We start from the raw sequence: 25,341 nt of genomic DNA on the forward strand, positions 1-25,341 counted from the left end.
CAATATGTTATTGCATCGCTTTTTTAGTGCATTGATTCCTCGTGATCTAACAGTACAATTCACCGGTTTTGGGGCTATGTTTTGATTCTTGCTGGAAAGGATAGAAAATGAAAAAAAGTTTAATGTTGGGTTTTGCCGGAATGCTGTTTGTTTCCGCATCGGCGAGCGCGATTAGCATCAGCGGCCAGGCTGGCGAAGACTACACCAACCTGGGGTTCGGTATGGGTACTGAGACCACCGGTTTGGCCGTCAGCGGTAACTGGATGCATAACGATGACGACGGCGATGCGGCCGGTCTGGGACTGGGTCTGAATATTCCTCTCGGTCCGCTGCTGGCAACGGTCGGTGGGAAAGGCATTTATACTAACCCGAATTATGGTGACGAGGGTTACGCGGCGGCGGTCGGTGGCGGTTTGCAGTGGCCGATTGGCGACAGCCTCCGCCTGTTTGGCGAGTATTATTACTCTCCCGATTCTCTTTCCAGCGGTATCGACAGCTATGAAGAAGCGAATGCAGGTGCGCGTCTGACCATTATGCGTCCGCTGAGCATTGAAGCCGGTTATCGCTACCTGAACCTGGCAGGCAAAGACGGTAACCGCGATAACGCGATTGCTGACGGCCCGTACGTTGGGGTTAACGCGAGTTTCTGATTTTTCCGGCGCGGCGTTCAGTCGCGCCTTCCCCCCTCCATGCGTTATAGTGTTTTCATCATAAAAGCAGGAGAACACGATGTTAAACGTGGAGATGCTATCCACCGGGGATGAAGTGTTGCACGGACAAATCGTCGACACGAATGCCGCCTGGCTGGCCGATTTTTTCTTTAATCAGGGGTTACCACTAACCCGTCGCAACACGGTAGGCGACAATCTTGATGATTTGGTCGCCGTTTTGCGTGAGCGTAGCGAACATGCCGATGTACTGATCGTTAACGGCGGTCTGGGACCAACCAGCGATGACTTGAGCGCGCTGGCGGCGGCAACGGCAAAAGGTGAAGGGCTGGTGCTGCATGAAGCATGGCTCGACGAGATGACGCGTTATTTCCGCGATCGTGGACGCGTGATGGCACCGAGTAACCGCAAACAGGCTGAGCTACCTGCCAGTGCGGAATTCATCAATAATCCGGTAGGAACCGCGTGTGGGTTTGCCCTGAAGCTTAACCGCTGCCTGATGTTCTTTACCCCGGGAGTGCCATCAGAATTTAAAGTCATGGTTGAGCATGAGATCCTGCCGCGTTTGCGTGAGCGTTTTTCGCTGTCTCAACCCCCGCTATGCCTGCGATTAACCACCTTTGGTCGTTCTGAAAGCGAGCTGGCGCAGAGCCTGGATCCGCTGCAATTGCCTCCGGGAGTGACAATGGGCTACCGCTCGTCAATGCCGATTATCGAACTGAAGCTGACCGGGCCGGATTCCCAACGGGAAGCGATGCTGGCGCTGTGGCCAGAAGTTAAGCGGGTTGCCGGGCAGAATATGATTTTCGAAGGTACGGAAGGTTTACCCGCGCAAATCGCCCGTACGTTGCAGGAACGGCAATACAGCCTGACGCTAAGCGAACAATTCACCGGTGGTCTGGTGGCGCTGCAGCTTTCGCGCGCGAATGCTCCGCTATTGGCGAGCGAAGTGGTTCCGCCCCAGGAAGAAACGCTGGCGCAAACGGCACACTGGATAACCGAACGACGCGGCAACCATTATGCCGGGCTGGCGCTGGCGGTATCGGCTTTCGAAAACGAACATATTAACTTTGCGCTGGCAACGCCTGATGGAACGCATGCCTTACGCGTACGGCTGAACGCTAATCGTTATAGTTTGTCGGTGCGTCAGGAAGTGTGCGCAATGATGGCGCTCAATATGCTGCGCCGTTGGCTCAACGGGCAGGATATTGCCAGCGAACACGGTTGGATAGAAGTGGTTGAATCCCTGACGCTGCCTTCCTGACTTGCACTCTCTCACGCGCTTGTTATGGGAAGGCATTCTGGCCTTCCCGTTATCAGTCCAACCTGTTGTACTCTCTGTAAAAAAATCCGTGCGTTAGTTCACAATTATGCTCGTTTTTTCTCCAGCCAGCTGGAAGAACGAGAGGATTTGATGCGCTTCACAATTTTAACCCCCTTAACCTACCACACTGATTCCAGTATCTCAGACTGGAGTCCAGTATGTTGGAATCAAGCAAAGTTCCCGCGCTCACCAGGGCGATCGAAATACTCAATCTCATTGCGCGTATCGGCCCATGTAGCGCCGCCACCATCATAGAGGCGCTGGGTATTCCAAAAAGCACCGCGTACCTGTTACTTAACGAACTGAAGCGTCAGCGCTTTATTAGCATTGATCATCAGGAAAATTACTGCCTGTGGACCAAGCTGGTTGAGTTGTCCGGGCATGCGCTGAGCAAGATGGATTTACGTGAACTGGCGCGTCCACGGCTGACACAGCTGATGGATGAGACAGGGTTACTTTGCCATCTCGGGATCATCGACCACGAAAGCGCGTATTACATTCTGAAAGTGGAATCGTCATCCACTATCAGCGTGCGCTCCCACGAAGGGAAAAGTCTTTCGCTCTATCGCTCGGGTATCGGCAAATGCCTGCTGGCCTGGCAACCGGCAGCCGCACGAAAAGCCATTATTGAACAGCTGATATGGGAACAGGCAACGCCGACCACGATCACCAGGCCACAGCAGTTGAATGACGAGCTGGAGCGTATTCGACAGCGTGGATGGAGCTTTGATAATGGCGAAGATTATCCCGATGTTCGCTGCGTCGCAGCGCCTGTTTTTAACGCTAACAATGAACTGACCGCCGCGATTTCAGTGGTCGGCACTCGTCTGCAAATTAACGAAGAGAACCGTGATTATCTGGCCGGTAAAGCGATTGCCTGCGCCAGGGATATTTCACGCCTGTTGGGATGGAAAAGTCCCTTCGACTCACTCGCTTCATAAAAAGGAGAACACCATGACCCTACCTAAAATTAAACACGTTCGTGCCTGGTTTACCGGTGGTGCTACGGCGGATAAAGGCGCTGGCGGCGGCGACTATCACGATCAGGGCGCTAACCACTGGATTGACGATCATATCGCCACGCCAATGAGCAAATATCGTGAATATGAGCAATCGCGCCAGTCCTTTGGCATCAACGTATTAGGAACACTGATTGTTGAAGTGGAAGCTGAAAACGGACAGACCGGTTTTGCTGTTTCCACGGCAGGGGAGATGGGGTGCTTTATTGTGGAAAAGCATCTCAATCGTTTTATTGAAGGGAAATGCGTCAGTGATATCAAACTCATTCACGACCAGATGCTGGGCGCAACGATGTACTACTCCGGCTCCGGCGGTCTGGTGATGAACACTATCTCGTGCGTGGATCTGGCGCTGTGGGATCTGTTTGGCAAGGTGGTGGGTTTACCGGTCTACAAACTATTGGGTGGCGCGGTACGCGACGAAATTCAATTCTACGCGACCGGTGCGCGCCCTGATCTGGCGAAAGAAATGGGCTTTATTGGCGGCAAAATGCCGACCCACTGGGGGCCGCACGACGGGGATGCGGGGATCCGCAAAGATGCGGCAATGGTAGCCGACATGCGTGAGAAATGCGGTCCGGATTTCTGGTTGATGCTCGATTGCTGGATGAGTCAGGACGTGAACTATGCCACCAAACTGGCCCATGCCTGCGCACCGTCCAATCTGAAGTGGATCGAAGAGTGTCTGCCGCCACAGCAGTATGAAGGTTATCGCGAGCTGAAACGTAACGCCCCGGCGGGGATGATGGTTACCAGCGGTGAACACCACGGGACGCTGCAGTCCTTCCGCACACTCTCAGAAACCGGCATCGATATCATGCAGCCTGATGTGGGCTGGTGCGGTGGGTTAACCACGCTGGTGGAAATTGCCGCTATTGCTAAATCGCGCGGACAACTGGTGGTGCCACATGGTTCCTCGGTTTACTCGCACCACGCGGTAATCACGTTCACCAATACCCCGTTCAGCGAGTTTTTGATGACCAGCCCGGATTGTTCAACGATGCGTCCACAGTTTGATCCGATCCTTCTGGACGAACCGGTACCCGTCAATGGCCGCATTCATAAGTCGGTGCTCGACAAACCAGGATTTGGCGTCGAGCTTAACCGCGACTGCAATCTGAAGCGCCCTTATAGCCACTAATGACCAGTGCGTTGCCAATGCCACGGCAACGCCCTCATTTCTTTGAGGATCTTGCTATGAGTACCACGTTACTTGATGGTGTGGTGAAGAAAAACCGCGCCCGTTTGATTCCCTTTATGCTGGCGCTGTATGTGCTGGCGTTTCTTGACCGCTCGAACATCGGTTTTGCCAAAGAGACCTATCAGATTGATACCGGTCTGAGCAACGAAGCTTATGCGTTGGGCGCGGGGATTTTCTTTGTGGTTTACGCCTTTCTGGGGGTTCCTGCCAACCTGTTGATGCGTAAATTTGGTGCCAGAACCTGGATTGGTACCACCACGTTGCTGTGGGGATTCCTCTCTGCGGCGATGGCATGGGCGGATACTGAATCGAAATTTCTGATTATCCGTACTCTGCTGGGGGCGGCAGAGGCGGGCTTCTTCCCCGGTATGATCTACCTGACGTCCCAGTGGTTCCCCCAGCGTAACCGCGCCAGCATCATGGGGCTGTTCTACATGGGGGCGCCGCTGGCGTTAACCCTAGGATCGCCGCTTTCCGGTGCGCTGTTGGAGATGCACGGCTTTATGGGGCATCCAGGGTGGTTCTGGATGTTCGTTATCGAAGGTTTACTGGCGGTAGGCGCGGGCATTTTCACCTTCTTCTGGCTGGATGATACCCCGCAGCAGGCGCGTTTCCTGAGCGCGGAGGAAAAGTCGTTACTTATTAGCCAACTGACAAGTGAAGAGGAGAAAAAGGTCACTTCACGCCTGTCGGATGCGCTGCGTAATGGCCGTGTCTGGCAACTGGCAATTATCTATCTGACGATCCAGGTGGCGGTGTATGGCCTGATCTTCTTCCTGCCAACTCAGGTTGCTGCGTTGTTAGGGACAAAAGTGGGCTTTACGGCTTCGGTCGTGGCGGCAATACCGTGGGTGGCGGCGCTGTTTGGTACCTGGCTTATTCCTCGCTACTCCGATCGCACCGGCGACCGGCGTAATGTTGCCGCGCTGACGCTGCTGGCGGCAGGAATCGGCATTGGCCTTTCTGGGCTGGTTTCACCGGTACTGGCGATTGTGGCGCTCTGCGTCGCGGCGGTCGGTTTCATTGCGGTACAGCCGGTGTTCTGGACGATGCCAACGCAACTTCTTTCCGGGACTGCTCTGGCGGCGGGGATCGGCTTCGTCAACCTGTTTGGTGCCGTCGGCGGCTTTATTGCTCCCATTCTGCGCGTCAAAGCCGAAACGGTGTTTGCCAGCGATGCGGCGGGCCTGCTGGTCCTCGCGGGCGTCGCGATTATTGGGTCGCTAATCATCTTTACGCTGAGTGTGAACCGTTCAGTTTCACAAGCAGGCGCTGCGCATCATTAATCTTATCTACGTTGTAAGGATCGTTATGAACGCATTGTTATCAAATCCCTTCAAAGAAGGATTACGCAAAGGGGAAATCCAGGTCGGCCTGTGGCTCAGTTCGACCACCTCTTACATGGCGGAGATTGCCGCGACGTCGGGCTATGACTGGCTGCTGATTGATGGAGAACACGCGCCGAACACGGTGCAGGATCTTTACCATCAGTTGCAGGCGATTGCGCCTTATGCCAGCCAGCCTGTGGTTCGCCCGGTGGAAGGCAGTAAAGCGTTGATCAAGCAAGTGCTGGATATCGGCGCGCAGACGCTGCTTGTCCCGATGGTCGACAGCGCAGAGCAGGCGCTTCAGGTGGTTTCCGCGACTCGTTATCCACCGCTCGGCGAGCGTGGTGTCGGCGCCAGCGTGGCACGGGCGGCGCGCTGGGGACGTATCGACAATTATATGGCCCAGGCTAATGAATCACTCTGCCTGCTGGTACAGGTCGAAAGCAAAGCGGCACTGGATAATCTGGATGCCATTCTGGACGTTGACGGTATTGACGGTGTCTTTATTGGCCCGGCGGATCTTTCTGCGTCGTTGGGCTATCCGGATAATGCCGGACACCCGGAGGTGCAGCGGATCATTGAGCATAGCATTCGCCGTATCCGCGCAGCCGGAAAAGCAGCCGGTTTCCTCGCTGTTGACCCAGCAATGGCGCAGAAATGTCTGCAATGGGGAGCAAATTTTGTCGCGGTAGGCGTGGATACCATGCTTTATACCGAAGCGCTGGATCGCAGGCTGACAATGTTTAAGCCAGGCCAGAGTACGCAAACGTTGAAAAGCAGTTATTAATATCGGGCCCGGTGGTGTAGCGCCATCGGGCCTGAAATAGCTCCTAATGGTGATGCTCTGTCACGTCGTCAGCAGAAAATCCGGTAAGGGTCAGGACTGTCTCATGATCGATGCCTCGCTCCAGCATCATGCGGGCAATACGTAATGCTTCTTCTCGTGTTCCTTTTAGCCAGCCTTCCTGCAATCCATTGTGATGGCCTTCCTGGCGTAGTTTCTCTGCGATCGTCATCAATTTCTCCTTGTTATGGGGTGAGCGCCCGGCAATTTCACGGATAAATTCGCTGACATGAGAAGCCTCACCGCGCTGTAGCAGATAATTAAACAGCGTTTGCAACTGGCTGTCATTAACGGTACGAGTAACTAAAAGCGCGACCAGCCTGTCCACCAAGTAGAGCGATACGCCGATGCTGCATAATCTCGTCGTCAGATACCACAGTGATGTCCACTAGCGGAAATGCTTCTGAGTAAAGCTTGCGCGCCAGTTGTGGGTAATCAAATTCGTCCAGCCAGTTGAGCGACCACGGATACGGGCTCTGTTGCCCGTGATAAAAAAGCATGGGGATAACCAGAGGTAGCGTTCTGTATCCGGCATCCAGGTGATATTGCATGGCGGCAGTGGCATAACGCATCAGGCGAAATGCCATGTGTTGTACCGCTGTACTCTGATGTTCGATAACGCAGTAGATGTAGCCTTCACCTTCGCGGGTTTTTAACGACCACAATACGTCGGAATAGTAAGCACGGAGATCCTTTTCGATAAAACTGGTAGGCTCCAGCTTCAGCGTTTGCAGGTCACATATCTCGCGTAATGCGACGGGAAGGTGAATTTCAAGAAAATCGCGAGCCATCTCAGGATAAGAAATTATCTTTTTAAAAACCGCATCATGCGGTGTTGATGTTGCTGATTTAACCATGGTAGTCCGTCACCAGAGGAAGAAGATGGCGTGACGGTACCCACGAATGACGCGGGCTGCATTTGAGGAATTGATTTTTTGCGTGGAGGAGTCAGAGATAAATACGTCCGGTTGCAACGTATTCAGTTATGTACAACGGCATTCGCAAAAATGCCCGGTAGCCAACGCCACCGGGCAACAGAATTAACCTAACGCTTTGGCAAGCAGGGTGATGGGGTGTTCGCAGCGCTTACTGGTAGACATCTCAATCTGCCATTTACAGGTTTCGCAGTCGGTGACGACGATATCAGCGCCGCTGTCTTCAATCTGGCGGAACAGCGGTGCGCCAATGGATTGCGATGTCGGGTAGTTTTCCTTTTTAAAGCCGTATGTCCCGGCAATCCCGCAACATTGCGAGTCCAGCACCGTTAGCTCCAGCCCTGGAATTTGTCGTAGCAGTTCCAGCGTGTAGAGCGTCCAGCCCATTTTCTCCATGTGGCATGGCGTGTGGTAGACCACTTTCAGTGGCAGCGTTTTCAGCGGCAGCGTTTTGCCTTCATCCAGCTTGCGCCACAGCCAGCGGGTTGCCAGTTCAATGTGTTCGCGTAGACCTGAGTTGTCGACGTCCAGCACTTCCGGATATTCATCACGCAGCGCAAAGGTGCAGGTTGATGAGGTGGCGATCACCGGAATGCCTTTGCCGTCAATTGCTTCTCTGAGCGAGGCCACGTTGCTCACCGCCTGCTTACGCGCTTTATCGGTAAAGCCGTTGGCAATCAGCGGTACGCCGCAGCATTTCTCTTTGCTCAGCAGTTGCACCCCGGTTCCCATCGCATTCAACACTTTGATCAGGTCTTTGCCGAGCTGCGGATGGTTATAATTCACAAAACAGCCGTGGAAAAAGGCAACCTGATCCTGATATTGCGCTTGCTGTGCGGCAACGCTGCGATACCAGCGGCGGAAGGTACCGAAAGAGTACTTCGGCAGCGTACGGCGATGGTCGATTTTTAGCGCGTAATCCAGCAGCTGACGCACCGGCTTGAGTGAGGTGGCGGTATTCACTATCGGGGCGAACGGTGTGGACACGCTACCCATCAAATCGGTATGGCTTAAGACAAAGTTACGCAGCGACGGACGCGTTGTGTCGTATTTGGCGCGCGCGCGTTGGATGATATCGCCAATCTTCACATCTGACGGACAGGCTACTTCGCAACGCTTACAGTTGATGCAGTATTTCAGCGCATCGTCATATAACGCGCCATCTTTCAGGCGCAGACGCTCACCGTCCGGTCCGGCCTGTTTAGGACCAGGGTAGTTCGGATTGACGCGACTTACCGGGCAGGCCGTGGTGCACACCGTGCATTTGATACAACTTTCAAAACGTGTGTCGCTCATTGCTGGCCTCCTGCACGTTTCGCAATATGATGTGCGGCGTGTAAGGCGCTAACAGCGCACACGCCGCCTCCGCAACCCTGGGCGATAGGGTCGAATCCGCCGAGAACGGAACCGATGGCATACATGTTCTCTATCGTTTGTCCCGCCAGCGATGGGCGCAGCCCGGCATCGGTCGTAACGCCAAACTGCTGCCACGGTTGTGTGTCGAAGACGTCACGCTCATACCACTCGGCGCGGGTGGCGGTTTGTTGTACATCCAGCCCCAGGATAGGTTCGTAGATGGCCTCACGCGTGGCGACCAGCCCGCTGCTGAAGAAGCTGCCGCTGGCGAGCACGGCGAAACGTGGCCGCAAAGGAATATCGGCATGATTACGGGTCCAGATTTCGCTGACTACGCCGTCCTGACAGGTGATTTTCTTCACTTCATCACCCGGCATCCAGACGCCGCCCTGGCGCACAAACTGGCGCTGCAATTTGTTATGCAAACGCATACCCAGTACCGAAGGCGGGAGGGTCGGTAACAGCGTCAGCGAGCAGGGGAGACGCTCGTTAAGCCATTGCCAGAGCTGTTCATCCGCCAGACCGAAGCAGGCCGGCATAATTATCATGTCGCAGGTTTTTGCTACTGGTAGTAAAGCGTCATAGAGCAGCGACCATTTATCTTCGTTATCCAGCAGGCGCGCAATATTGACGGCGCGAAACTCGGTCGGGTTATCACGCAGGACATCCAGCTCAGGCAGATCGATTTCTGCCGTCTCGACGCTGAGATTGCGTTGACGCAGCGACGCCGCGGCGAGATGTGCCTGAAAATCCAGTAAACCGCTAATACCTACAACGCAGATACGCTGCGCGGACAGCGGCCAGACCGGAACTTCCGGGGAACTTAACCAGGTTGAGCGCAGCGTTCCCAGCGGGGTGATGCGTTGATGTGACTGATGTACCTTGCCTTGCAAATGCGTTCCGCATTCTTCCAGCAGATTTTGCGCCTGCTGGGCCAGCTCCAGGACGTTGTGCGTTCCGATGGTGCTGTACGGGTGCGCGGGTGCCTGAGTGCGCAGCGCATTCAGGCCTGCTTCTATATCCGTCACCGGTTGGCCATCGGGTAAGTTGCTGAGCAAATCCAGTGAGCCGGAGGAGAAATGCAGGGCGCTTTGGCCGCGAGTGACAATCGTGCAGCGTAAACCGCTTTTTTGCAGTTGCAGGCCGCACAGCAGTCCGGCCAGGCCGCCGCCGATAATGACGGTATCAAATTTCATCCTGGTGCTCCTTTTCCAGACCGCACAATCCCTGATAGACCCAGCGTGTGAATTCGCTTTCGCGCAGCGCATCTCCCCAGGCGATAGGCTGCACGCCTTTCCAGCGTTCATTGAGGAAATCGGAAAGCTGGGTGATAGATTGCGCGGCGGTGGTGACATTAAAACGTTGCAGCAAACCTGCGGCGCGGCAGGCACACAATTCGCCCTGGCAGGTCCCCATTCCAACACGGGTACGGCGACGCAAATCCAGCAGGCTGTTGACGGTCAAATTCTCGACGGCGTACTGCACTTCACCTGCAGTGACCGCTTCGCATTCACAGACCAGGCTGCGGTGCTGACGACCTTCGCTAAGCCACGCAGGGGTGCGATCGCCGTGACGGTAGACCGCTGAGCCGCGCAGTGGCGCGGGCAACGAGATCACGCGTTTGAGCGTATGCTCGGTCGATTCTTGTGAGCCAGGCAGCGCCGTGTCTGCCGTTGTGCAAGGTTGGGTATTGCCCAGCTTACGGCAAACGGCATCGGTGGCCCACTCTGCCATCAGGCGGTAGGTCATCAATTTGCCGCCAGTAATGGTGATAAACCCGTCCAGTCCGTCACGCTGGGCGTGATCGAACAGTACAATCCCACGACTGACGTTACGGCCACTTGGATCGTCGTCGCTGGCTACCAGAGGACGCACGCCGGAGTAGGCGCGTAAAATGCGCGTTTTCGCCATAATCGGCGCCAGTTTTTCGCCTTCACGCAGCAATATATCGACCTCTTCTGCGGTGACGCGGTTGCTGTCGATATCATCGTAATCAATGTGCTGTGAGGTGGTGCCAATCAGCGAAATGGTATCACCGGGCACCAGGATATCGGCGTCAGACGGCTTACGACAGCGGTTGATGACATGCTGGTTAATGCGGTGATCCATAATCAGCAGCGAACCTTTGGCCGGGAACATACGGATGCTCAGATCGGCATATTCCGCAATGCGCTGGCCCCAGATCCCGGCGGCGTTGACGACTACCGGTGCATGCAGAGACTGCATCTCACCCGTCAGATGATTGCGTACGTTCACGCCGCAAACCGTTGCCCCTTCACGAATCAGTCCCGTCACTTCATGCGCCGTTAAGATTACTGCGCCATGCTCACGCGCATCCAGCATGTTGGCGGCGGTTAAGCGGAAAGGATCAACCGTGCCGTCCGGCACTTTTACCGCGCCAATCAGCTGTGGGTTGACGGAAGGTTCGATAATGCGCGCCTGCTTAGGGTCAATGGCTTCTGCGCGAATACCGGCCTCTTCACAGGCGCGAATAAAGGTTGCCTGGAAGGAGAGTTCATCTTCCGGCAGGGTAATAAACAGACCATCCGTCGGCTCAACGCAATGACGGGCGATACGTTTGAGAATTTGGTTTTCGCTGATGCACTCCCGGGCAGATTCAGCGTCGGTGACGGCGTAGCGTGCACCGCTGTGCAGCAGACCGTGGTTACGTCCGGTCGCCCCTGTGGCGATATCGTGGCGTTCCACTAAGATGACGCGCAACCCGCGCAGCGCACAATCGCGTGCGATCCCTGCACCTGTTGCTCCTCCACCAATGATAATCACGTCACTTGTTTGCGAGTCGCGAATTTTCATTGTTTTTCCTCACAGTTCGTTTTTTATCATTTAGCCACATAAAAAACATGGATTGTTTGATTTCGCGCATAATCGCTCATTATTCGAAAATGAAACGTGATTTCGTGCGCCTTTATGAACATTTGTCATAAATCTGTAACAATATGTGCAGCGTTTCACATTTTTGTTATGTATCTTTCCTTAACATCGCGGCCACACTGGGAGCGGTAGGGTAGTAATGACGAACTGCAGTGTTTACTTCGAATGAAAGACGGCCACGGAGGCTACACTATGTTGAGCATTTTTAAACCAGCGTCACACACGGCGCGTTTGCCTGCAGCGGAGATCGACCCGACATATCGTCGATTACGTTGGCAGATCTTTCTGGGGATTTTCTTTGGCTATGCCGCGTACTATCTGGTACGTAAGAACTTTGCCCTTGCGATGCCGTATCTGGTTGAGCAAGGTTTCTCGCGTGGCGATCTGGGTTTTGCGTTATCCGGTATCTCCATTGCTTACGGATTTTCGAAATTCATCATGGGGTCCGTTTCGGATCGCTCGAATCCGCGCGTTTTCCTGCCAGCGGGTCTGATTCTGGCCGCCGCAGTCATGTTGTTCATGGGCTTTGTGCCGTGGGCGACTTCGAGCATTGCGGTTATGTTTGTGCTGCTGTTCCTCTGCGGATGGTTCCAGGGAATGGGGTGGCCGCCGTGTGGTCGTACCATGGTGCACTGGTGGTCGCAGAAAGAGCGTGGGGGCATTGTCTCCGTCTGGAACTGTGCGCACAACGTGGGCGGTGGTCTGCCTCCTCTGTTGTTCCTGCTGGGTATGGCCTGGTTCAATGACTGGAAAGCGGCGCTGTACATGCCTGCTTTCGGTGCGATCGTCGTCGCGCTGTTTGCTTTTGCTCTGATGCGTGATACGCCGCAGTCTTGTGGCCTGCCGCCTATCGAAGAGTACAAGAACGACTATCCGGACGATTACAACGAGAAAGCGGAAGAAGAGCTGACTGCGAAGCAGATCTTCATGCAATACGTACTGCCGAACAAACTGTTGTGGTACATCGCTATCGCCAACGTGTTTGTTTATCTGCTGCGCTACGGCATCCTGGACTGGTCCCCGACCTATCTGAAAGAAGTGAAACATTTCGCGCTGGATAAATCATCCTGGGCCTACTTCCTGTATGAATATGCGGGTATTCCGGGCACGCTGCTGTGCGGCTGGATGTCGGATAAAGTCTTCCGTGGCAACCGTGGTGCGACCGGCGTGTTCTTTATGACGCTGGTGACTATCGCGACTATCGTCTACTGGATGAACCCGGCAGGCAACCCGAACGTGGATATGGCTTGTATGATCATCATCGGCTTCCTGATCTACGGTCCGGTAATGTTGATTGGTCTGCATGCGCTGGAACTGGCACCGAAAAAAGCGGCGGGTACGGCGGCTGGCTTTACCGGTCTGTTCGGTTATCTCGGCGGTTCCGTAGCGGCGAGCGCCATTGTTGGCTATACCGTTGACTTCTTCGGTTGGGACGGCGGCTTTATGGTGATGATTGGCGGTAGCGTGCTGGCGGTTATTCTGCTGGTGGTCGTCATGATTGGCGAAAAACGCCATCACGAAGAGATCGCACTGAAGCGTAACGGGGGCTAATAGATGAAAACCACATTGAAAAGTCTCAGCGTGGCGCTAATGCTGACAGGTATTGTGGTGAGCAGCGCGGCGGTTGCCGCAGAAAAAATCGTGATTGCGCACCGTGGCGCCAGCGGTTATCTACCGGAGCATACGCTGCCAGCAAAAGCGATGGCTTATGCTCAGGGGGCTGATTACCTGGAACAGGATTTGGTGATGACCAAGGACGACCATCTGGTTGTCCTGCATGACCACTACCTTGACCGCGTCACCGATGTTGCCGAGCGTTTCCCGGATCGTGCGCGTAAAGATGGGCGCTACTACGCTATCGACTTTACGCTGGATGAGATTAAATCGCTGAAATTTACCGAAGGCTTTGATATCGAAAATGGCAAAAAGGTCCAGACCTACCCAGGGCGTTTCCCGATGGGTAAATCTGATTTCCGTGTGCACACTTTCGAAGAAGAGATTGAGTTCGTTCAGGGATTAAATCATTCAACCGGTAAAAACATTGGCATTTACCCGGAAATGAAAGCGCCGTGGTTCCATCATCAGGAAGGGAAGGACATTGCGGCTAAGACGCTGGAAGTGCTGAAAAAGTACGGGTACACCGACAAGAACGACAAGGTTTATCTACAGTGTTTTGATGTCGCAGAGTTAAAGCGCATTAAGAATGAACTGGAACCGAAGATGGGGATGGATCTCAATCTGGTACAGTTGATTGCGTACACTGACTGGAATGAAACTCAGGAGAAAAAGCCGGACGGTAGTTGGGTTAATTACAACTACGACTGGATGTTTAAACCGGGTGCCATGAAGCAGGTTGCGCAGTATGCGGACGGCATTGGGCCGGACTATCACATGCTGATTGATGAGAAGTCGAAGAAAGGCAATATCTCGTTAACGGGTATGGTACAGGACGCGCATCAGAATAAGATGGTGGTGCATCCTTATACCGTTCGTGCCGATCAGCTGCCGGATTACACCACTGACGTAAACCAGCTGTATGACATTCTGTATAACAAGGCGGGCGTTGACGGGCTGTTCACCGACTTCCCCGACAAAGCAGTGACATTCCTGAATAAAGAGTAATGGCACAAGGTCTGTGATGCACCTCCGGTCACAGGCCTGGTTGGATCAAATGTTATTAACGGCTAGATAAGGCCGTCTGCCGTCAACGTGGCCATACCTGCCTCCAGGAGAAATAAAGAGCTGCCGTCCATCGGCGGCTCTTTTTTAGTCGTAATTTTTATCCCGCCACGCGTTACAGCTCTATTTCAATATCGCCTTTTGCCCGACAGCAGCAGGGCAAAATTTCACCTGGCTGAATGAAGGCCAGAGGTTCGGCAATCCAGTCGACCTGTCCCGCTACCAGACGGGTACGGCAGGAGCCGCAATAACCTGCGCGGCACTGGTATTCAACTTCAACATTGTGCGATTCGAGCGCGGCAAGCAGGGAAGGGTGTTCATCCTGGCACAGCAGTTGTGTGCCAGAGATGCGCAGAGTAACGCGGCCCATCAGAGCTGGAAGTTACTCAGGTCGTCGGTATCGACTTCCGAATCGATCTGGCCGACCAGGTAAGAGCTGACTTCCACTTCCTGCGGCGCAACCTGCACGTTATCAGACACCAGCCAGGTGTTGATCCATGGGATTGGGTTAGAGCGGGTCTGGAACGGCAAGTCGAGTCCGACAGCCTGCATACGGATGTTGGTGATGTACTCAACGTACTGGCACAGAATGTCTTTGTTCAGGCCAATCATTGAGCCGTCACGGAACAGATAATCCGCCCACTCTTTTTCCTGCAGCGCGGCCTGTACGAACAGGTCGTAGCATTCTTGTTTACACTCTTCGGCGATTTCCGCCATTTCCGGATCGTCCACGCCGCTGCGCAGCAGATTCAGCATATGCTGGGTCCCGGTCAAATGCAGGGCTTCATCGCGGGCGATCAGGCGAATAATTTTCGCGTTGCCTTCCATCAGTTCGCGTTCGGCGAAGGCGAAGGAGCAGGCGAAGCTGACGTAGAAGCGGATCGCTTCCAGCGCGTTCACGCTCATCAGGCACAGATACAGCTTCTTCTTCAGTTCACGCAGGCTTACGACAACCGTTTTACCGTTAACGGTATGCGTGCCTTCACCCAGCAAATGCCAGTAGCTGGTCATCTCAATCAATTCGTCGTAATAGCTGGAAATGCCTTCCGCGCGTTTCTGGATCTGCTCGTTGGTGACGATGTCATCAAACACCACCGCCGGATCGTTCACGATGTTACGAATGATGTGGGTGTAGGAACGGGAGTGGATCGTTTCTGAAAACGCCCATGTTTCCACCCAGGTTTCCAGCTCAGGGATCGAGATTAACGGCAGCAGCGCCACGTTCGGGCTACGTCCCTGAATGGAGTCCAACAGCGTTTGATACTTCAGGTTGCTGATGAAGATATGCTTTTCATGTTCCGGCAGCGCCTGGAAGTCGATGCGATCGCGAGAAACATCAACTTCTTCCGGACGCCAGAAGAAAGAGAGCTGCTTTTCGATCAGTTTTTCGAAGATGTCATATTTTTGCTGATCGTAGCGGGCGACGTTCACCGGCTGGCCGAAGAACATCGGTTCCAGAAGTTGGTTATTTTTCGTCTGTGAAAAAGTGGTGTATGCCATTGATGTGAATCCTTTGTGGGATGAGTGCCGGATGGCGTTACAAGCACCCTTTCCGGCCTACAAACCAAGCTACTGTAGGCCGGGTGAGCCTGGTGCCACCCGGCATCGTTCATCAGATCTTACATGCGCCGCTTTCGCAGCCATCGTCCTGAATGGACGGCACCAGATCGTCCTGAGAATCTTCCGCACCGTCACGGGTGTTTTGATAATACAGCGTTTTGACACCAAATTTGTAGGCGGTGAGCAGGTCTTTCAGTAACTGCTGCATCGGTACTTTTCCGGATGGGAAGCGCGACGGATCATAGTTGGTGTTGGCGGAAATCGACTGATCGATAAATTTCTGCATGATACCTACCAGTTGCAGATAGCCATCGTTGTTCGGCATTTCCCACAGCAGTTCGTACGCGTCGTGCAGGTGTTCGTAGTCCGGCACGACCTGGCGCAGAATACCGTCTTTCGACGCTTTGATGCTCACATAGCCGCGCGGTGGTTCAATACCGTTGGTGGCGTTAGAGATCTGCGAAGAGGTCTCCGATGGCATCAGGGCTGACAGCGTGGAGTTACGCAGACCGTGCGTTTTGATGGATTCGCGCAGTTGTTCCCAGTCCAGATGCAGCGGCTCGTTGACAATAGCATCGAGATCTTTTTTATAGGTATCGATCGGCAGAATACCTTTGGAGTAGGTCGTTTCGTTAAACCACGGGCACGCGCCTTGCTCTTTCGCCAGCTCGTTAGAGGCTTTCATCAGGTAATACTGAATGGCTTCAAAGGTTTTGTGAGTCAGGTTGTTCGCGCTGCCGTCAGAATAACGCTTACCGTTTTTCGCCAGCCAGTAGGCGTAGTTGATCACGCCAATACCCAGCGTACGGCGACCCATCGCGCCGCGTTTGGCGGCAGGAATCGGATAATCCTGATAATCGAGCAGCGCATCCAGCGCGCGCACCGCCAATTCGGCCAGCTCTTCCAGCTCGTCCAGGCTGTTGATAGCACCGAGGTTAAATGCGGACAGCGTACACAGCGCAATTTCGCCGTTTTCGTCGTTAACGTCGGTCAGCGGTTTGGTCGGCAGGGCGATTTCCAGGCACAGGTTAGACTGGCGCACCGGAGCGACAATTGGATCAAACGGGCTATGGGTGTTGCAGTGGTCAACGTTCTGAATATAGATACGCCCGGTAGAGGCACGTTCCTGCATCATCAGTGAGAACAGCTCAACGGCTTTCACGCGTTGCTTGCGGATACTGTCGTCGTTTTCATATTTGGTGTACAGACGTTCGAATTCGTCCTGGTCAGCGAAGAACGCATCATACAGGCCTGGAACGTCGGACGGGCTGAACAGCGTGATGTCGCCGCCCTTCAGCAGACGGGTGTACATCAGTTTGTTGATCTGTACGCCGTAGTCCATGTGACGCACGCGGTTGCCTTCGACGCCACGGTTGTTTTTCAGGACCAGCAGGCTTTCAACTTCCAGGTGCCACATTGGGTAGAACAGCGTTGCAGCACCGCCGCGTACGCCGCCCTGGGAGCAGGATTTTACCGCGGTCTGGAAGTGCTTGTAGAACGGAATACAACCGGTGTGGAACGCTTCACCGCCGCGGATCGGGCTACCCAGCGCACGGATGCGACCGGCGTTGATACCGATGCCGGCGCGCTGGGAAACGTATTTCACAATCGCGCTGGAGGTGGCGTTGATGGAGTCCAGGCTGTCGCCGCACTCGATCAGTACGCAGGAGCTGAACTGACGGGTAGGGGTGCGCACGCCGGACATAATCGGCGTCGGCAGCGAAATTTTAAACGTAGAAACGGCGTCGTAGAAACGTTTTACGTATTGCAGACGCGTTTCACGCGGATAGTTAGAGAACAGGCAGGCCGCTACCAGAATGTAGAGGAACTGCGCGCTTTCATAAATCTCACCGGTAACACGGTTTTGTACCAGGTATTTACCTTCTAACTGCTTCACCGCAGCGTAGGAGAAGGTCATATCGCGGTCGTGTACGATGAACGAGTCCATCTGCTTGAACTCTTCTTCCGTGTAGTCTTCCAGCAGATGATTGTCGTATTTGCCCATTTCAACCATTTTCACGACATGGTCGAACAGTTTCGGCGGTTCAAACTCGCCGTAGGCTTTTTTGCGCAGATGGAAAATCGCCAGGCGAGCAGCCAGGTACTGATAATCCGGTGCCTCGCGGGAGATCAGGTCGGCGGCAGCTTTGATGATTGTTTCATGGATATCGGATGTCTTGATACCGTCATAAAACTGAATGTGGGAGCGCAACTCGACCTGAGAAATCGATACGTTATTCAGTCCTTCTGCCGCCCAATCCAGAACTCGGTGGATTTTGTCGAGATTGATGCGCTCTGTACTACCATCACGCTTTGTCACCAGCAGACTCTGATTCATGTGGTTTTTTACCTGTCCGTGAAAGAAAAAATATCCCCCATATTATCCACAAAGTCATGTTGTGACTAAGTCTGTGGATAAATACTATATGTAGGGGTTGTTTGATAAAGTAGACGCTATATGGTGAGTATTCTAGTAGGGATTCTTTTCAGTACAAGAGTTGATTTTGAGGTTAAATTGAGGTTGCAAAAGGGTAATAATCGCTAAGTGCGCGTCTTATAAGGCCTGGCGAGGATGTCAATAATTGAGAAAAAAAATAGAAAATTTGATCGAGTGCTGATTTCTTCATCTAAGGCAAGGTAAGTTCTTATGACCTGGCGCAAAAATTGCCCTGACGATCCTACTCAGGATTGGTAGGCGATGCGCAGGCCCGAAAGCTGCGCACTATCAGGTACGGTGCCGGATTGCGGCGTTGCACGCCTTATCCGGCCGGGTGGAGGAGGTTAATCTGCTTGCGCGGTAGTGTGTAGCATATAGTTCACATCAACGCCGGGGCCGAGTTTAAAACTGTTGGTGATCGGGTTGTAGTGCAGGCCGGTCATATGACGCTCTTTCAGCACGGTCTGGTCAACCCACTCTAACAGTTCAGCCGGCTTAATGAATTTTTTCACATCATGCGTACCTTTCGGCACCATACGCAAAATATATTCCGCGCCGACCACCGCCATTAGCCAGGATTTGCCGTTGCGATTAAGCGTGGAGAAAAACACTTCGCCGCCCGGTTTGACCAGTCTGGCGCAGGCCCTGACCACCGACTGCGGGTCCGGTACGTGTTCCAGCATTTCCATGCAGGTCACAACGTCATACTGATGCGCATGTTTTTCCGCATGTTCTTCAACCGTTTCTTGAACGTATTCCACCTGGATGCCACTCTCCAGCGCATGTAGTTTTGCTACCTGTAACGGTTCAAAGCCCATGTCCAGCCCGGTGACGGTTGCGCCCTCGCGCGCCATGCTTTCCGCCAGAATGCCGCCGCCGCAGCCGACGTCGAGTACCTTTTTACCAAACAGGCCGCCTGAGCGCTCCGTGATGTAGCCCAGGCGCAGCGGGTTAATACGGTGCAGTGGCTTAAATTCACCCTCAAGATCCCACCAGCGTGACGCGACTGCTTCAAACTTGGCAATTTCTTCCTGATCAACGTTGTGAGTTACCGGAGGTTTTTCGGCATTCATTGGGGCTTCTACTCCTAAATTTGCGATGCAAATGAGTATATCAGCCTGACGGGATGAATAAAGCCTCTGTCAGGGGGAATCCATTTACCTGAATCTGCACGGATGTGTTATAATTTGCGACCTTTGAATCCGGGATACAGTAGAGGGATAGCGGTTAGATGAGCGACCTTGCGAGAGAAATTACACCGGTCAACATTGAGGAAGAGCTGAAGAGCTCCTATCTGGATTATGCGATGTCGGTCATTGTTGGCCGTGCGCTGCCGGACGTCCGAGATGGCCTGAAGCCGGTTCACCGTCGCGTACTTTACGCCATGAACGTATTGGGCAACGACTGGAATAAAGCCTATAAAAAATCTGCCCGTGTCGTTGGTGACGTAATCGGTAAATACCACCCTCATGGTGATACCGCCGTTTACGACACCATTGTTCGTATGGCGCAGCCATTCTCCTTGCGTTACATGCTGGTAGATGGTCAGGGTAACTTTGGTTCTGTCGATGGCGACTCCGCAGCGGCGATGCGTTATACGGAAATCCGTATGTCGAAAATCGCCCATGAGCTGATGGCTGACCTGGAAAAAGAAACGGTGGATTTCGTCGATAACTACGACGGCACCGAACAAATTCCTGACGTCATGCCAACCAAAATTCCTAACCTGCTGGTGAACGGCTCGTCCGGTATCGCGGTAGGTATGGCGACCAACATTCCGCCGCACAACCTGACGGAAGTGATCAACGGCTGCCTGGCATACATAGACGATGAAGACATCAGCATTGAAGGGCTGATGGAACATATTCCGGGTCCGGACTTCCCGACCGCCGCGATCATCAACGGTCGTCGTGGTATTGAAGAAGCCTACCGTACCGGCCGTGGCAAAGTGTACATCCGCGCACGCGCGGAAGTCGAAGCGGATGCCAAAACTGGCCGTGAAACCATCATCGTCCATGAAATTCCGTATCAGGTGAACAAAGCGCGCCTGATCGAGAAAATCGCCGAGCTGGTAAAAGACAAACGCGTTGAAGGTATCAGCGCGCTGCGTGACGAGTCTGACAAAGACGGTATGCGCATCGTGATTGAAGTGAAACGCGACGCAGTCGGGGAAGTGGTTCTGAACAACCTCTACTCCCAGACCCAACTGCAGGTTTCTTTCGGTATCAACATGGTTGCGTTGCACCATGGACAGCCGAAAATCATGAACCTGAAAGATATTATTGCTGCGTTTGTACGTCACCGCCGTGAAGTCGTAACCCGCCGTACTATCTTTGAACTGCGTAAAGCCCGCGACCGTGCGCACATCCTTGAAGCACTGGCGATTGCGCTGGCGAACATCGATCCGATCATCGAACTGATCCGCCGTGCGCCGACCCCGGCAGAAGCGAAAGCAGCGCTGGTCGCGCGTTCGTGGGAGCTGGGTAACGTTTCTGCCATGCTGGAACGTGCCGGCGATGATGCCGCACGTCCTGAATGGCTGGAACCGGAATTTGGCGTGCGTGACGGTCAGTACTACCTGACTGAACAGCAGGCCCAGGCCATTCTGGATCTGCGTTTGCAGAAACTGACCGGCCTTGAGCACGAAAAACTGCTCGACGAATATAAAGAGCTGCTGGAGCAGATCGCTGAACTGCTGCACATTTTGGGCAGCGCCGATCGTCTGATGGAAGTCATCCGTGAAGAGATGGAGCTGATTCGTGAACAGTTCGGCGACGCACGTCGGACCGAAATCACCGCGAACAGCGCTGACATCAACATCGAAGATCTGATTAGCCAGGAAGATGTTGTCGTGACCTTGTCTCATCAGGGCTACGTGAAATATCAGCCGTTAACCGATTACGAAGCGCAGCGTCGTGGCGGTAAAGGCAAATCTGCAGCACGAATTAAAGAAGAAGACTTTATCGACCGCCTGCTGGTGGCCAACACCCATGACACGATCCTCTGCTTCTCCAGCCGCGGTCGTTTGTACTGGATGAAGGTTTATCAGTTGCCGGAAGCAAGCCGTGGTGCGCGTGGACGTCCTATCGTCAACCTGCTGCCACTGGAAGCTAACGAACGTATCACCGCAATTCTGCCAGTACGTGAGTACGAAGAAGGCGTCAACGTCTTTATGGCAACCGCTAGCGGTACCGTGAAGAAAACAGCGCTGACTGAGTTCAGCCGTCCGCGTTCAGCCGGTATCATTGCGGTTAACCTGAACGAAGGCGATGAGCTGATTGGCGTCGACCTGACGTCTGGCAGTGACGAAGTTATGCTGTTCTCTGCTGCCGGTAAAGTGGTGCGCTTCAAAGAGGGGGCTGTTCGTCCGATGGGACGTACCGCGACCGGCGTACGCGGTATCAAACTGGCGGAAAGTGACAGCGTGGTATCGCTGATCGTTCCGCGCGGTGAAGGTGCTATCCTGACCGTTACCCAGAACGGCTACGGTAAGCGTACAGCGGCGGAAGAGTATCCGACCAAGTCTCGTGCGACCCAGGGCGTTATCTCCATCAAAGTCACCGAGCGCAACGGTTCCGTTGTCGGCGCAGTGCAGGTTGAAGATACCGACCAGATCATGATGATCACCGATGCAGGTACGCTGGTGCGTACTCGCGTGTCGGAAATCAGCGTGGTAGGACGTAACACCCAGGGCGTGATCCTCATCCGTACTGCGGAAGATGAAAACGTTGTGGGTCTGCAACGCGTTGCTGAACCGGTTGATGATGAAGAGCTCGACTCCATCGACGGTAGCGCTGCTGAAGGGGACGAGGATATCGCGCCTGAAGCGGAAAGCGATGACGATGCAGCGGACGACGCTGAAGAGTAATTAAGACGTGATAAAAAGGGCCGGAAATATCCGGCCCTTTTTTTTAATTCATTCGCTCCACTATCATCGCAATGCCCTGACCGCCGCCGATGCACAGTGTGGCCAGTCCAAGCGTTTGATCCCGTGCCTGTAGCGCATGCAGCAGCGTCACCAGTATTCGCGCGCCGCTGGCGCCAATAGGGTGTCCCAGCGCAATTGCCCCACCGTTGACGTTAACCTTTTGCGGATCAAATCCCAGCGTTTTACCAACGGCAAGAAACTGAGCAGCAAATGCTTCGTTGGCTTCGATCAGATCGATATCAGAAAGCTGTAAGCCGCTCAGTTGCAGTGCCTTCAGCGTAGCGGGAACCGGCCCCATCCCCATCATAGCCGGAGCTACACCGCCACTGGCCCAGGCTTTGATTCGTGCCAATGGCTTCAGCCCAGCCTCCAGTGCTGCGGACTCTTCCATTATCACTAATGCCGCTGCACCGTCGTTGATCCCCGAGGCGTTACCTGCGGTGACGGTTCCTGCTTTATCGAATGCTGGACGCAATGCGGCGAGGCCTTCGGTCGTCGAGTCAGCTTTGGGGAATTCGTCACGCTCAACGATGATGGTTTTCTTCCGTGATGACACGCTGACGGGCACGATTTCAGCCTCAAATGCGCCAGACTCGATTGCGGCAACGGCTTTACGCTGTGATTGCAGAGCCAGTTCATCCTGCATTTCGCGGCTGATGCCATACTCTTTGGCAACATTTTCTGCAGTGATCCCCATGTGGTAACCATGCTCGGCGCAGATCAGGCCATCGCGCAGAATCACGTCGGACAATTGCCCGTCACCGAGGCGATAGCCCCAGCGGGCTTTTGCGTCTAACAGGTAGGGGGCCAGGCTCATGTTTTCCATCCCACCCGCGACGATCGCCTGGGCTTGTCCGGCCTTGATAGCGAGGGCGGCAAGCGCCACGCTTTTCAGGCCAGAGCCGCACACTTTGTTGACGGTAAAGCCGCAAACGGTGTCGGACAGGCCGCTTTTTAATAATGCCTGACGCGCTGGGTTTTGCCCGAGTCCTGACTGCAGCACGTTGCCCATAATCACCTCGTCCACGCGCTGTGGGTCAAGGTGCGCGCGTTCAAGAGCGGCTCTAATGACGGTTGATCCAAGCTCGACGGCACCCGTAGTTGCCAGTGCGCCGTTAAAACTGCCGATTGCGGTACGTGCCGCGCTGACGATGACACAGTTTTTCATTTTTCAGTTCCTTTAATTAAGTTGTTGCCGTCAGAACAAGGTCAATCCAATAACAAAAATGACGCCGGAGAAGAGTAGGGCGGTGATGCAGTAGCCCATAATGTCGCGTACTCCGAGACCGGCGATGGCCAGCGCGGGTAGCGCCCAGAACGGTTGTGCCATGTTCATCCACTGCTCACCGTAGGCGATGGCCATGACTGATTTGCCAAGATCGGCACCCAGCGCCTGAGCGGCAGGCATGACGAACGGTCCCTGAATAACCCAATGGCCACCGCCGGATGGCACGGCAAAGTTAATCAGGGCTGAACTGAAGAAAGTCATCAGTGGGAAGGTATCTTTGTTGGCAACGTTGATGAAAAATTCAGTAATGAGCCCACCGAGGCCGGAGTGCTCCATCATCAACTGAATGCCGGCATAGAAGGGGAATTGCACCAGAATCCCGGCGGTACTCCATGCGGCAGCACTAACGGCACGCATATAGGCCATCGGCGTTTTGTGCAGCAGCAGACCGGCAATCATAAACATCAGGTTGACGGTGTTGATGGTGATGTTGAAACCTTTCTCGGCAAAGTAGATACCCAGATAGGCAATCCCTAATGCACCGATGATCAGCGCCAGAATGCGGCTCTCTTCCAGTTTTTCAGATGGCGGCGCATCCGGCGGCAGTTTCTTTTGAAAATCAGCTTCTTCCAATAAAAGTTTTGGATCGATGCTCACCACATCTGAAGGTTTTGGCGTCATCATCCGGGTGATAAACGGCATCACCACAATCAGGCCGAGCGTGATGAAAATATTGAAGCCGGTGAACAGGGTATCCGCGACAGGAATGAGGCCCGCTACGTGCTCGACCGGGTTGCCAGGCGTTGCCGCCAGCAAAGGCATTGAGCCGGAGAAGCCGCCGCCCCAGGTCAGGAACCCGATGTAGGCGCAGGCAATCAGTAACGGATAATCGGAACCCGGTACCCGACGAGCAACTTCGCGGGCGAACATCGCCCCGACCACCAGACCAAATCCCCAGTTAATAACGCAGGCAACTGAACCAAAAAAAGTCACCAGCATGACGCCCTGAGCGGGGGTTTTGGCGGCGGATGCCGCCGTACGCAGCAGGCTTTTCACCGGCCCGGAACTGGCTAACGCATGGCCGGTTACGATGATCAGCGCCATCTGCATACCAAACGCCAGCAGGTTCCAGAAACCGTCACCCCAGAATTTCACCATGCTGATGGGGGTCTGCGGCGTTAACCACAGCGCGATGCCAAAGGTCAGCAACGTTAATAACATGGCGAAAATCAGTGGGTCGGGCAGCCAGCGGCTGACTACCCGTGTCATAAAGCGAGCGATGCGGCCAATCATGCGTCACCTCGCAGGATGCGCAGATCGTCGGCAATTTCAAACTGTGCTTCGGTTTTTTCACATAGCGTGGCGATGTCGCATCCTTCGATGATTTCAGTCAGCCACATCTTGCCATCTATAAAGCGGAATACAGCCAGCTCGGTGACCAGCATATGCACAGCATGCTGTGCAGTGAGCGGCATGGTGCATTGACGCAGGATTTTTGCGGAGCCGTCTTTTGCGCAATGCTCCATGGCGATAATGACTTTACGCGCACCGGTCACCAGATCCATTGCGCCACCCATGCCGGGCACCATCTTGCCGGGAACCACCCAGTTGGCGAGGTTTGCCTGCTCATCGACCTGCAACCCGCCAAGCACACAGGCATCAACATGACCACCGCGAATCAACGCGAACGACATGGCGCTATCAAACATCGCCGCGCCCGGCAAAATACCGCACGGTTGGCCGCCCGCGTTCACCAGGTCAGGATGGGCGGTGGTGACTGGGCCCAGTCCCAGAAAACCGTTCTCAGATTGCAGCGTAATGTGAATATCAGCAGGTAAGTAGTTAGCTACCATCGTTGGCAGGCCGATACCTAAGTTGACGATATCGCCATCGCGAAGTTCTTGCGCCACCCGGCGCGCAATACGTTGTTTAGCATCCATGA

Annotated in this window: 19 protein-coding genes and 1 pseudogene; 9 read left to right on the forward strand and 11 right to left on the reverse strand. The window is 54.1% G+C overall.

All coding sequences use genetic code 11. The features are described 5' to 3' along the window. The first annotated feature begins 107 nt into the window (after positions 1 to 107). The 6 genes from OGV75_RS20630 to yfaU all read left to right on the forward strand — a co-directional run bounded on the left by OGV75_RS20630 (position 108) and on the right by yfaU (position 6,327). Entirely contained in the window at positions 108 to 650 is a 543-nt protein-coding gene (locus tag OGV75_RS20630; protein WP_286481121.1) for a YfaZ family outer membrane protein, read from the forward strand. A gap of 79 nt (positions 651 to 729) precedes the next feature. Continuing rightward, the gene (locus tag OGV75_RS20635; protein WP_094761629.1) at positions 730 to 1,932 is read left to right on the forward strand and encodes a nicotinamide mononucleotide deamidase-related protein YfaY; all 1,203 of its coding nucleotides are present in this window, start codon (positions 730 to 732) and stop codon (positions 1,930 to 1,932) included. Positions 1,933 to 2,150: 218 nt separating this feature from the next. Then, entirely contained in the window at positions 2,151 to 2,933 is a 783-nt protein-coding gene (locus OGV75_RS20640; RefSeq protein ID WP_016153810.1) for an IclR family transcriptional regulator, read from the forward strand. Positions 2,934 to 2,946: 13 nt separating this feature from the next. Next, positions 2,947 to 4,152 (forward strand): L-rhamnonate dehydratase, encoded by a 1,206-nt coding sequence (rhmD, locus tag OGV75_RS20645; RefSeq protein ID WP_016153809.1) that lies wholly within the window; start codon positions 2,947 to 2,949, stop codon positions 4,150 to 4,152. A gap of 56 nt (positions 4,153 to 4,208) precedes the next feature. Beyond that, complete coding sequence (locus tag OGV75_RS20650) at positions 4,209 to 5,498, forward strand: MFS transporter (RefSeq protein ID WP_019077274.1); 1,290 nt, start codon at positions 4,209 to 4,211, stop codon at positions 5,496 to 5,498. A 25-nt stretch (positions 5,499 to 5,523) separates the two neighbouring features. Beyond that, positions 5,524 to 6,327 carry a 2-keto-3-deoxy-L-rhamnonate aldolase gene (gene yfaU / locus OGV75_RS20655; protein ID WP_286481122.1) on the forward strand — a complete coding sequence of 268 codons (804 nt, stop codon included), beginning with the start codon at positions 5,524 to 5,526 and terminating at the stop codon, positions 6,325 to 6,327. 43 nt (positions 6,328 to 6,370) lie between these two features. Here the strand turns inward: yfaU and OGV75_RS20660 are convergent. The 4 genes and pseudogenes from OGV75_RS20660 to glpA form a co-directional block, all read right to left on the reverse strand. Then, positions 6,371 to 7,241, reverse strand: a pseudogene (locus OGV75_RS20660) (Rpn family recombination-promoting nuclease/putative transposase). Positions 7,242 to 7,424: 183 nt separating this feature from the next. Continuing rightward, a complete protein-coding gene (gene glpC, locus OGV75_RS20665) occupies positions 7,425 to 8,615 on the reverse strand; it encodes an anaerobic glycerol-3-phosphate dehydrogenase subunit GlpC (RefSeq protein WP_016153805.1) in 1,191 nt (396 codons plus the stop codon). Then, positions 8,612 to 9,871, reverse strand: coding sequence for a glycerol-3-phosphate dehydrogenase subunit GlpB (glpB, locus tag OGV75_RS20670; RefSeq protein ID WP_286481123.1), 1,260 nt, complete (start codon positions 9,869 to 9,871; stop codon positions 8,612 to 8,614). The genes glpC and glpB overlap by 4 nt, the downstream gene beginning before the upstream one ends. Beyond that, the gene (gene glpA, locus OGV75_RS20675; protein WP_016157025.1) at positions 9,861 to 11,489 is read right to left on the reverse strand and encodes an anaerobic glycerol-3-phosphate dehydrogenase subunit A; all 1,629 of its coding nucleotides are present in this window, start codon (positions 11,487 to 11,489) and stop codon (positions 9,861 to 9,863) included. Before glpA ends, glpB begins: the two co-directional genes overlap by 11 nt. Before the next feature lie 270 nt (positions 11,490 to 11,759). On the opposite strand from glpA, the gene glpT reads away from it, so the two are divergent. Together glpT and glpQ are read left to right on the forward strand one after the other, a co-directional pair. After that, positions 11,760 to 13,118: a glycerol-3-phosphate transporter gene (gene glpT, locus OGV75_RS20680; protein WP_016153802.1), complete on the forward strand. Its 1,359-nt coding sequence runs from the start codon at positions 11,760 to 11,762 to the stop codon at positions 13,116 to 13,118. Between the two features lie 3 nt (positions 13,119 to 13,121). Beyond that, entirely contained in the window at positions 13,122 to 14,189 is a 1,068-nt protein-coding gene (gene glpQ, locus OGV75_RS20685; protein WP_016157024.1) for a glycerophosphodiester phosphodiesterase, read from the forward strand. 172 nt (positions 14,190 to 14,361) lie between these two features. Here the strand turns inward: glpQ and yfaE are convergent, their stop codons facing one another. From yfaE to ubiG, 4 genes are all read right to left on the reverse strand, one after another. Next, the gene (yfaE, locus tag OGV75_RS20690; RefSeq protein WP_016153800.1) at positions 14,362 to 14,616 is read right to left on the reverse strand and encodes a ferredoxin-like diferric-tyrosyl radical cofactor maintenance protein YfaE; all 255 of its coding nucleotides are present in this window, start codon (positions 14,614 to 14,616) and stop codon (positions 14,362 to 14,364) included. Continuing rightward, positions 14,616 to 15,746, reverse strand: a complete 1,131-nt coding sequence (gene nrdB / locus OGV75_RS20695) for a class Ia ribonucleoside-diphosphate reductase subunit beta (protein WP_016153799.1) — start codon at positions 15,744 to 15,746, stop codon at positions 14,616 to 14,618. The genes yfaE and nrdB overlap by 1 nt, the downstream gene beginning before the upstream one ends. A gap of 112 nt (positions 15,747 to 15,858) precedes the next feature. Next, complete coding sequence (gene nrdA, locus OGV75_RS20700) at positions 15,859 to 18,144, reverse strand: class 1a ribonucleoside-diphosphate reductase subunit alpha (RefSeq protein ID WP_016153798.1); 2,286 nt, start codon at positions 18,142 to 18,144, stop codon at positions 15,859 to 15,861. A gap of 443 nt (positions 18,145 to 18,587) precedes the next feature. Continuing rightward, a complete protein-coding gene (ubiG, locus tag OGV75_RS20705; protein WP_016157023.1) occupies positions 18,588 to 19,316 on the reverse strand; it encodes a bifunctional 2-polyprenyl-6-hydroxyphenol methylase/3-demethylubiquinol 3-O-methyltransferase UbiG in 729 nt (242 codons plus the stop codon). Positions 19,317 to 19,474: 158 nt separating this feature from the next. Between ubiG and gyrA the strand changes: the two genes are divergently transcribed. Next, a complete protein-coding gene (gyrA, locus tag OGV75_RS20710; RefSeq protein ID WP_016153796.1) occupies positions 19,475 to 22,111 on the forward strand; it encodes a DNA topoisomerase (ATP-hydrolyzing) subunit A in 2,637 nt (878 codons plus the stop codon). Between the two features lie 43 nt (positions 22,112 to 22,154). On the opposite strand, the gene OGV75_RS20715 is transcribed toward gyrA, so the two are convergent. From OGV75_RS20715 to OGV75_RS20725, 3 genes are read right to left on the reverse strand one after another with little or no spacing between them, the layout of a single operon-like run. Further along, positions 22,155 to 23,339: an acetyl-CoA C-acetyltransferase gene (locus OGV75_RS20715; RefSeq protein ID WP_109017493.1), complete on the reverse strand. Its 1,185-nt coding sequence runs from the start codon at positions 23,337 to 23,339 to the stop codon at positions 22,155 to 22,157. Between the two features lie 30 nt (positions 23,340 to 23,369). Continuing rightward, a complete protein-coding gene (locus OGV75_RS20720) occupies positions 23,370 to 24,692 on the reverse strand; it encodes a TIGR00366 family protein (RefSeq protein ID WP_286481124.1) in 1,323 nt (440 codons plus the stop codon). After that, positions 24,689 to 25,339 (reverse strand): 3-oxoacid CoA-transferase subunit B, encoded by a 651-nt coding sequence (locus OGV75_RS20725; RefSeq protein WP_016153793.1) that lies wholly within the window; start codon positions 25,337 to 25,339, stop codon positions 24,689 to 24,691. Before OGV75_RS20725 ends, OGV75_RS20720 begins: the two co-directional genes overlap by 4 nt. Between the last annotated feature and the right edge of the window lie 2 nt (positions 25,340 to 25,341).

It is taken from the genome of Citrobacter sp. Cb028 (genome assembly GCF_030336705.1).
Classification (GTDB): Bacteria; Pseudomonadota; Gammaproteobacteria; order Enterobacterales; family Enterobacteriaceae; genus Citrobacter; species Citrobacter braakii.

What these genes read in the sequence shown, in the direction of transcription:
- OGV75_RS20630 (WP_286481121.1), top strand. Translation starts at nt 108, where the DNA reads ATGAAAAAAAGTTTAATGTTGGGTTTTGCCGGAATGCTGTTTGTTTCC.
- OGV75_RS20635 (WP_094761629.1), top strand. Translation starts at nt 730, where the DNA reads ATGTTAAACGTGGAGATGCTATCCACCGGGGATGAAGTGTTGCACGGA.
- OGV75_RS20640 (WP_016153810.1), top strand. Translation starts at nt 2,151, where the DNA reads ATGTTGGAATCAAGCAAAGTTCCCGCGCTCACCAGGGCGATCGAAATA.
- rhmD (WP_016153809.1), top strand. Translation starts at nt 2,947, where the DNA reads ATGACCCTACCTAAAATTAAACACGTTCGTGCCTGGTTTACCGGTGGT.
- OGV75_RS20650 (WP_019077274.1), top strand. Translation starts at nt 4,209, where the DNA reads ATGAGTACCACGTTACTTGATGGTGTGGTGAAGAAAAACCGCGCCCGT.
- yfaU (WP_286481122.1), top strand. Translation starts at nt 5,524, where the DNA reads ATGAACGCATTGTTATCAAATCCCTTCAAAGAAGGATTACGCAAAGGG.
- glpC (WP_016153805.1), bottom strand. Translation starts at nt 8,615, where the DNA reads ATGAGCGACACACGTTTTGAAAGTTGTATCAAATGCACGGTGTGCACC.
- glpB (WP_286481123.1), bottom strand. Translation starts at nt 9,871, where the DNA reads ATGAAATTTGATACCGTCATTATCGGCGGCGGCCTGGCCGGACTGCTG.
- glpA (WP_016157025.1), bottom strand. Translation starts at nt 11,489, where the DNA reads ATGAAAATTCGCGACTCGCAAACAAGTGACGTGATTATCATTGGTGGA.
- glpT (WP_016153802.1), top strand. Translation starts at nt 11,760, where the DNA reads ATGTTGAGCATTTTTAAACCAGCGTCACACACGGCGCGTTTGCCTGCA.
- glpQ (WP_016157024.1), top strand. Translation starts at nt 13,122, where the DNA reads ATGAAAACCACATTGAAAAGTCTCAGCGTGGCGCTAATGCTGACAGGT.
- yfaE (WP_016153800.1), bottom strand. Translation starts at nt 14,616, where the DNA reads ATGGGCCGCGTTACTCTGCGCATCTCTGGCACACAACTGCTGTGCCAG.
- nrdB (WP_016153799.1), bottom strand. Translation starts at nt 15,746, where the DNA reads ATGGCATACACCACTTTTTCACAGACGAAAAATAACCAACTTCTGGAA.
- nrdA (WP_016153798.1), bottom strand. Translation starts at nt 18,144, where the DNA reads ATGAATCAGAGTCTGCTGGTGACAAAGCGTGATGGTAGTACAGAGCGC.
- ubiG (WP_016157023.1), bottom strand. Translation starts at nt 19,316, where the DNA reads ATGAATGCCGAAAAACCTCCGGTAACTCACAACGTTGATCAGGAAGAA.
- gyrA (WP_016153796.1), top strand. Translation starts at nt 19,475, where the DNA reads ATGAGCGACCTTGCGAGAGAAATTACACCGGTCAACATTGAGGAAGAG.
- OGV75_RS20715 (WP_109017493.1), bottom strand. Translation starts at nt 23,339, where the DNA reads ATGAAAAACTGTGTCATCGTCAGCGCGGCACGTACCGCAATCGGCAGT.
- OGV75_RS20720 (WP_286481124.1), bottom strand. Translation starts at nt 24,692, where the DNA reads ATGATTGGCCGCATCGCTCGCTTTATGACACGGGTAGTCAGCCGCTGG.
- OGV75_RS20725 (WP_016153793.1), bottom strand. Translation starts at nt 25,339, where the DNA reads ATGGATGCTAAACAACGTATTGCGCGCCGGGTGGCGCAAGAACTTCGC.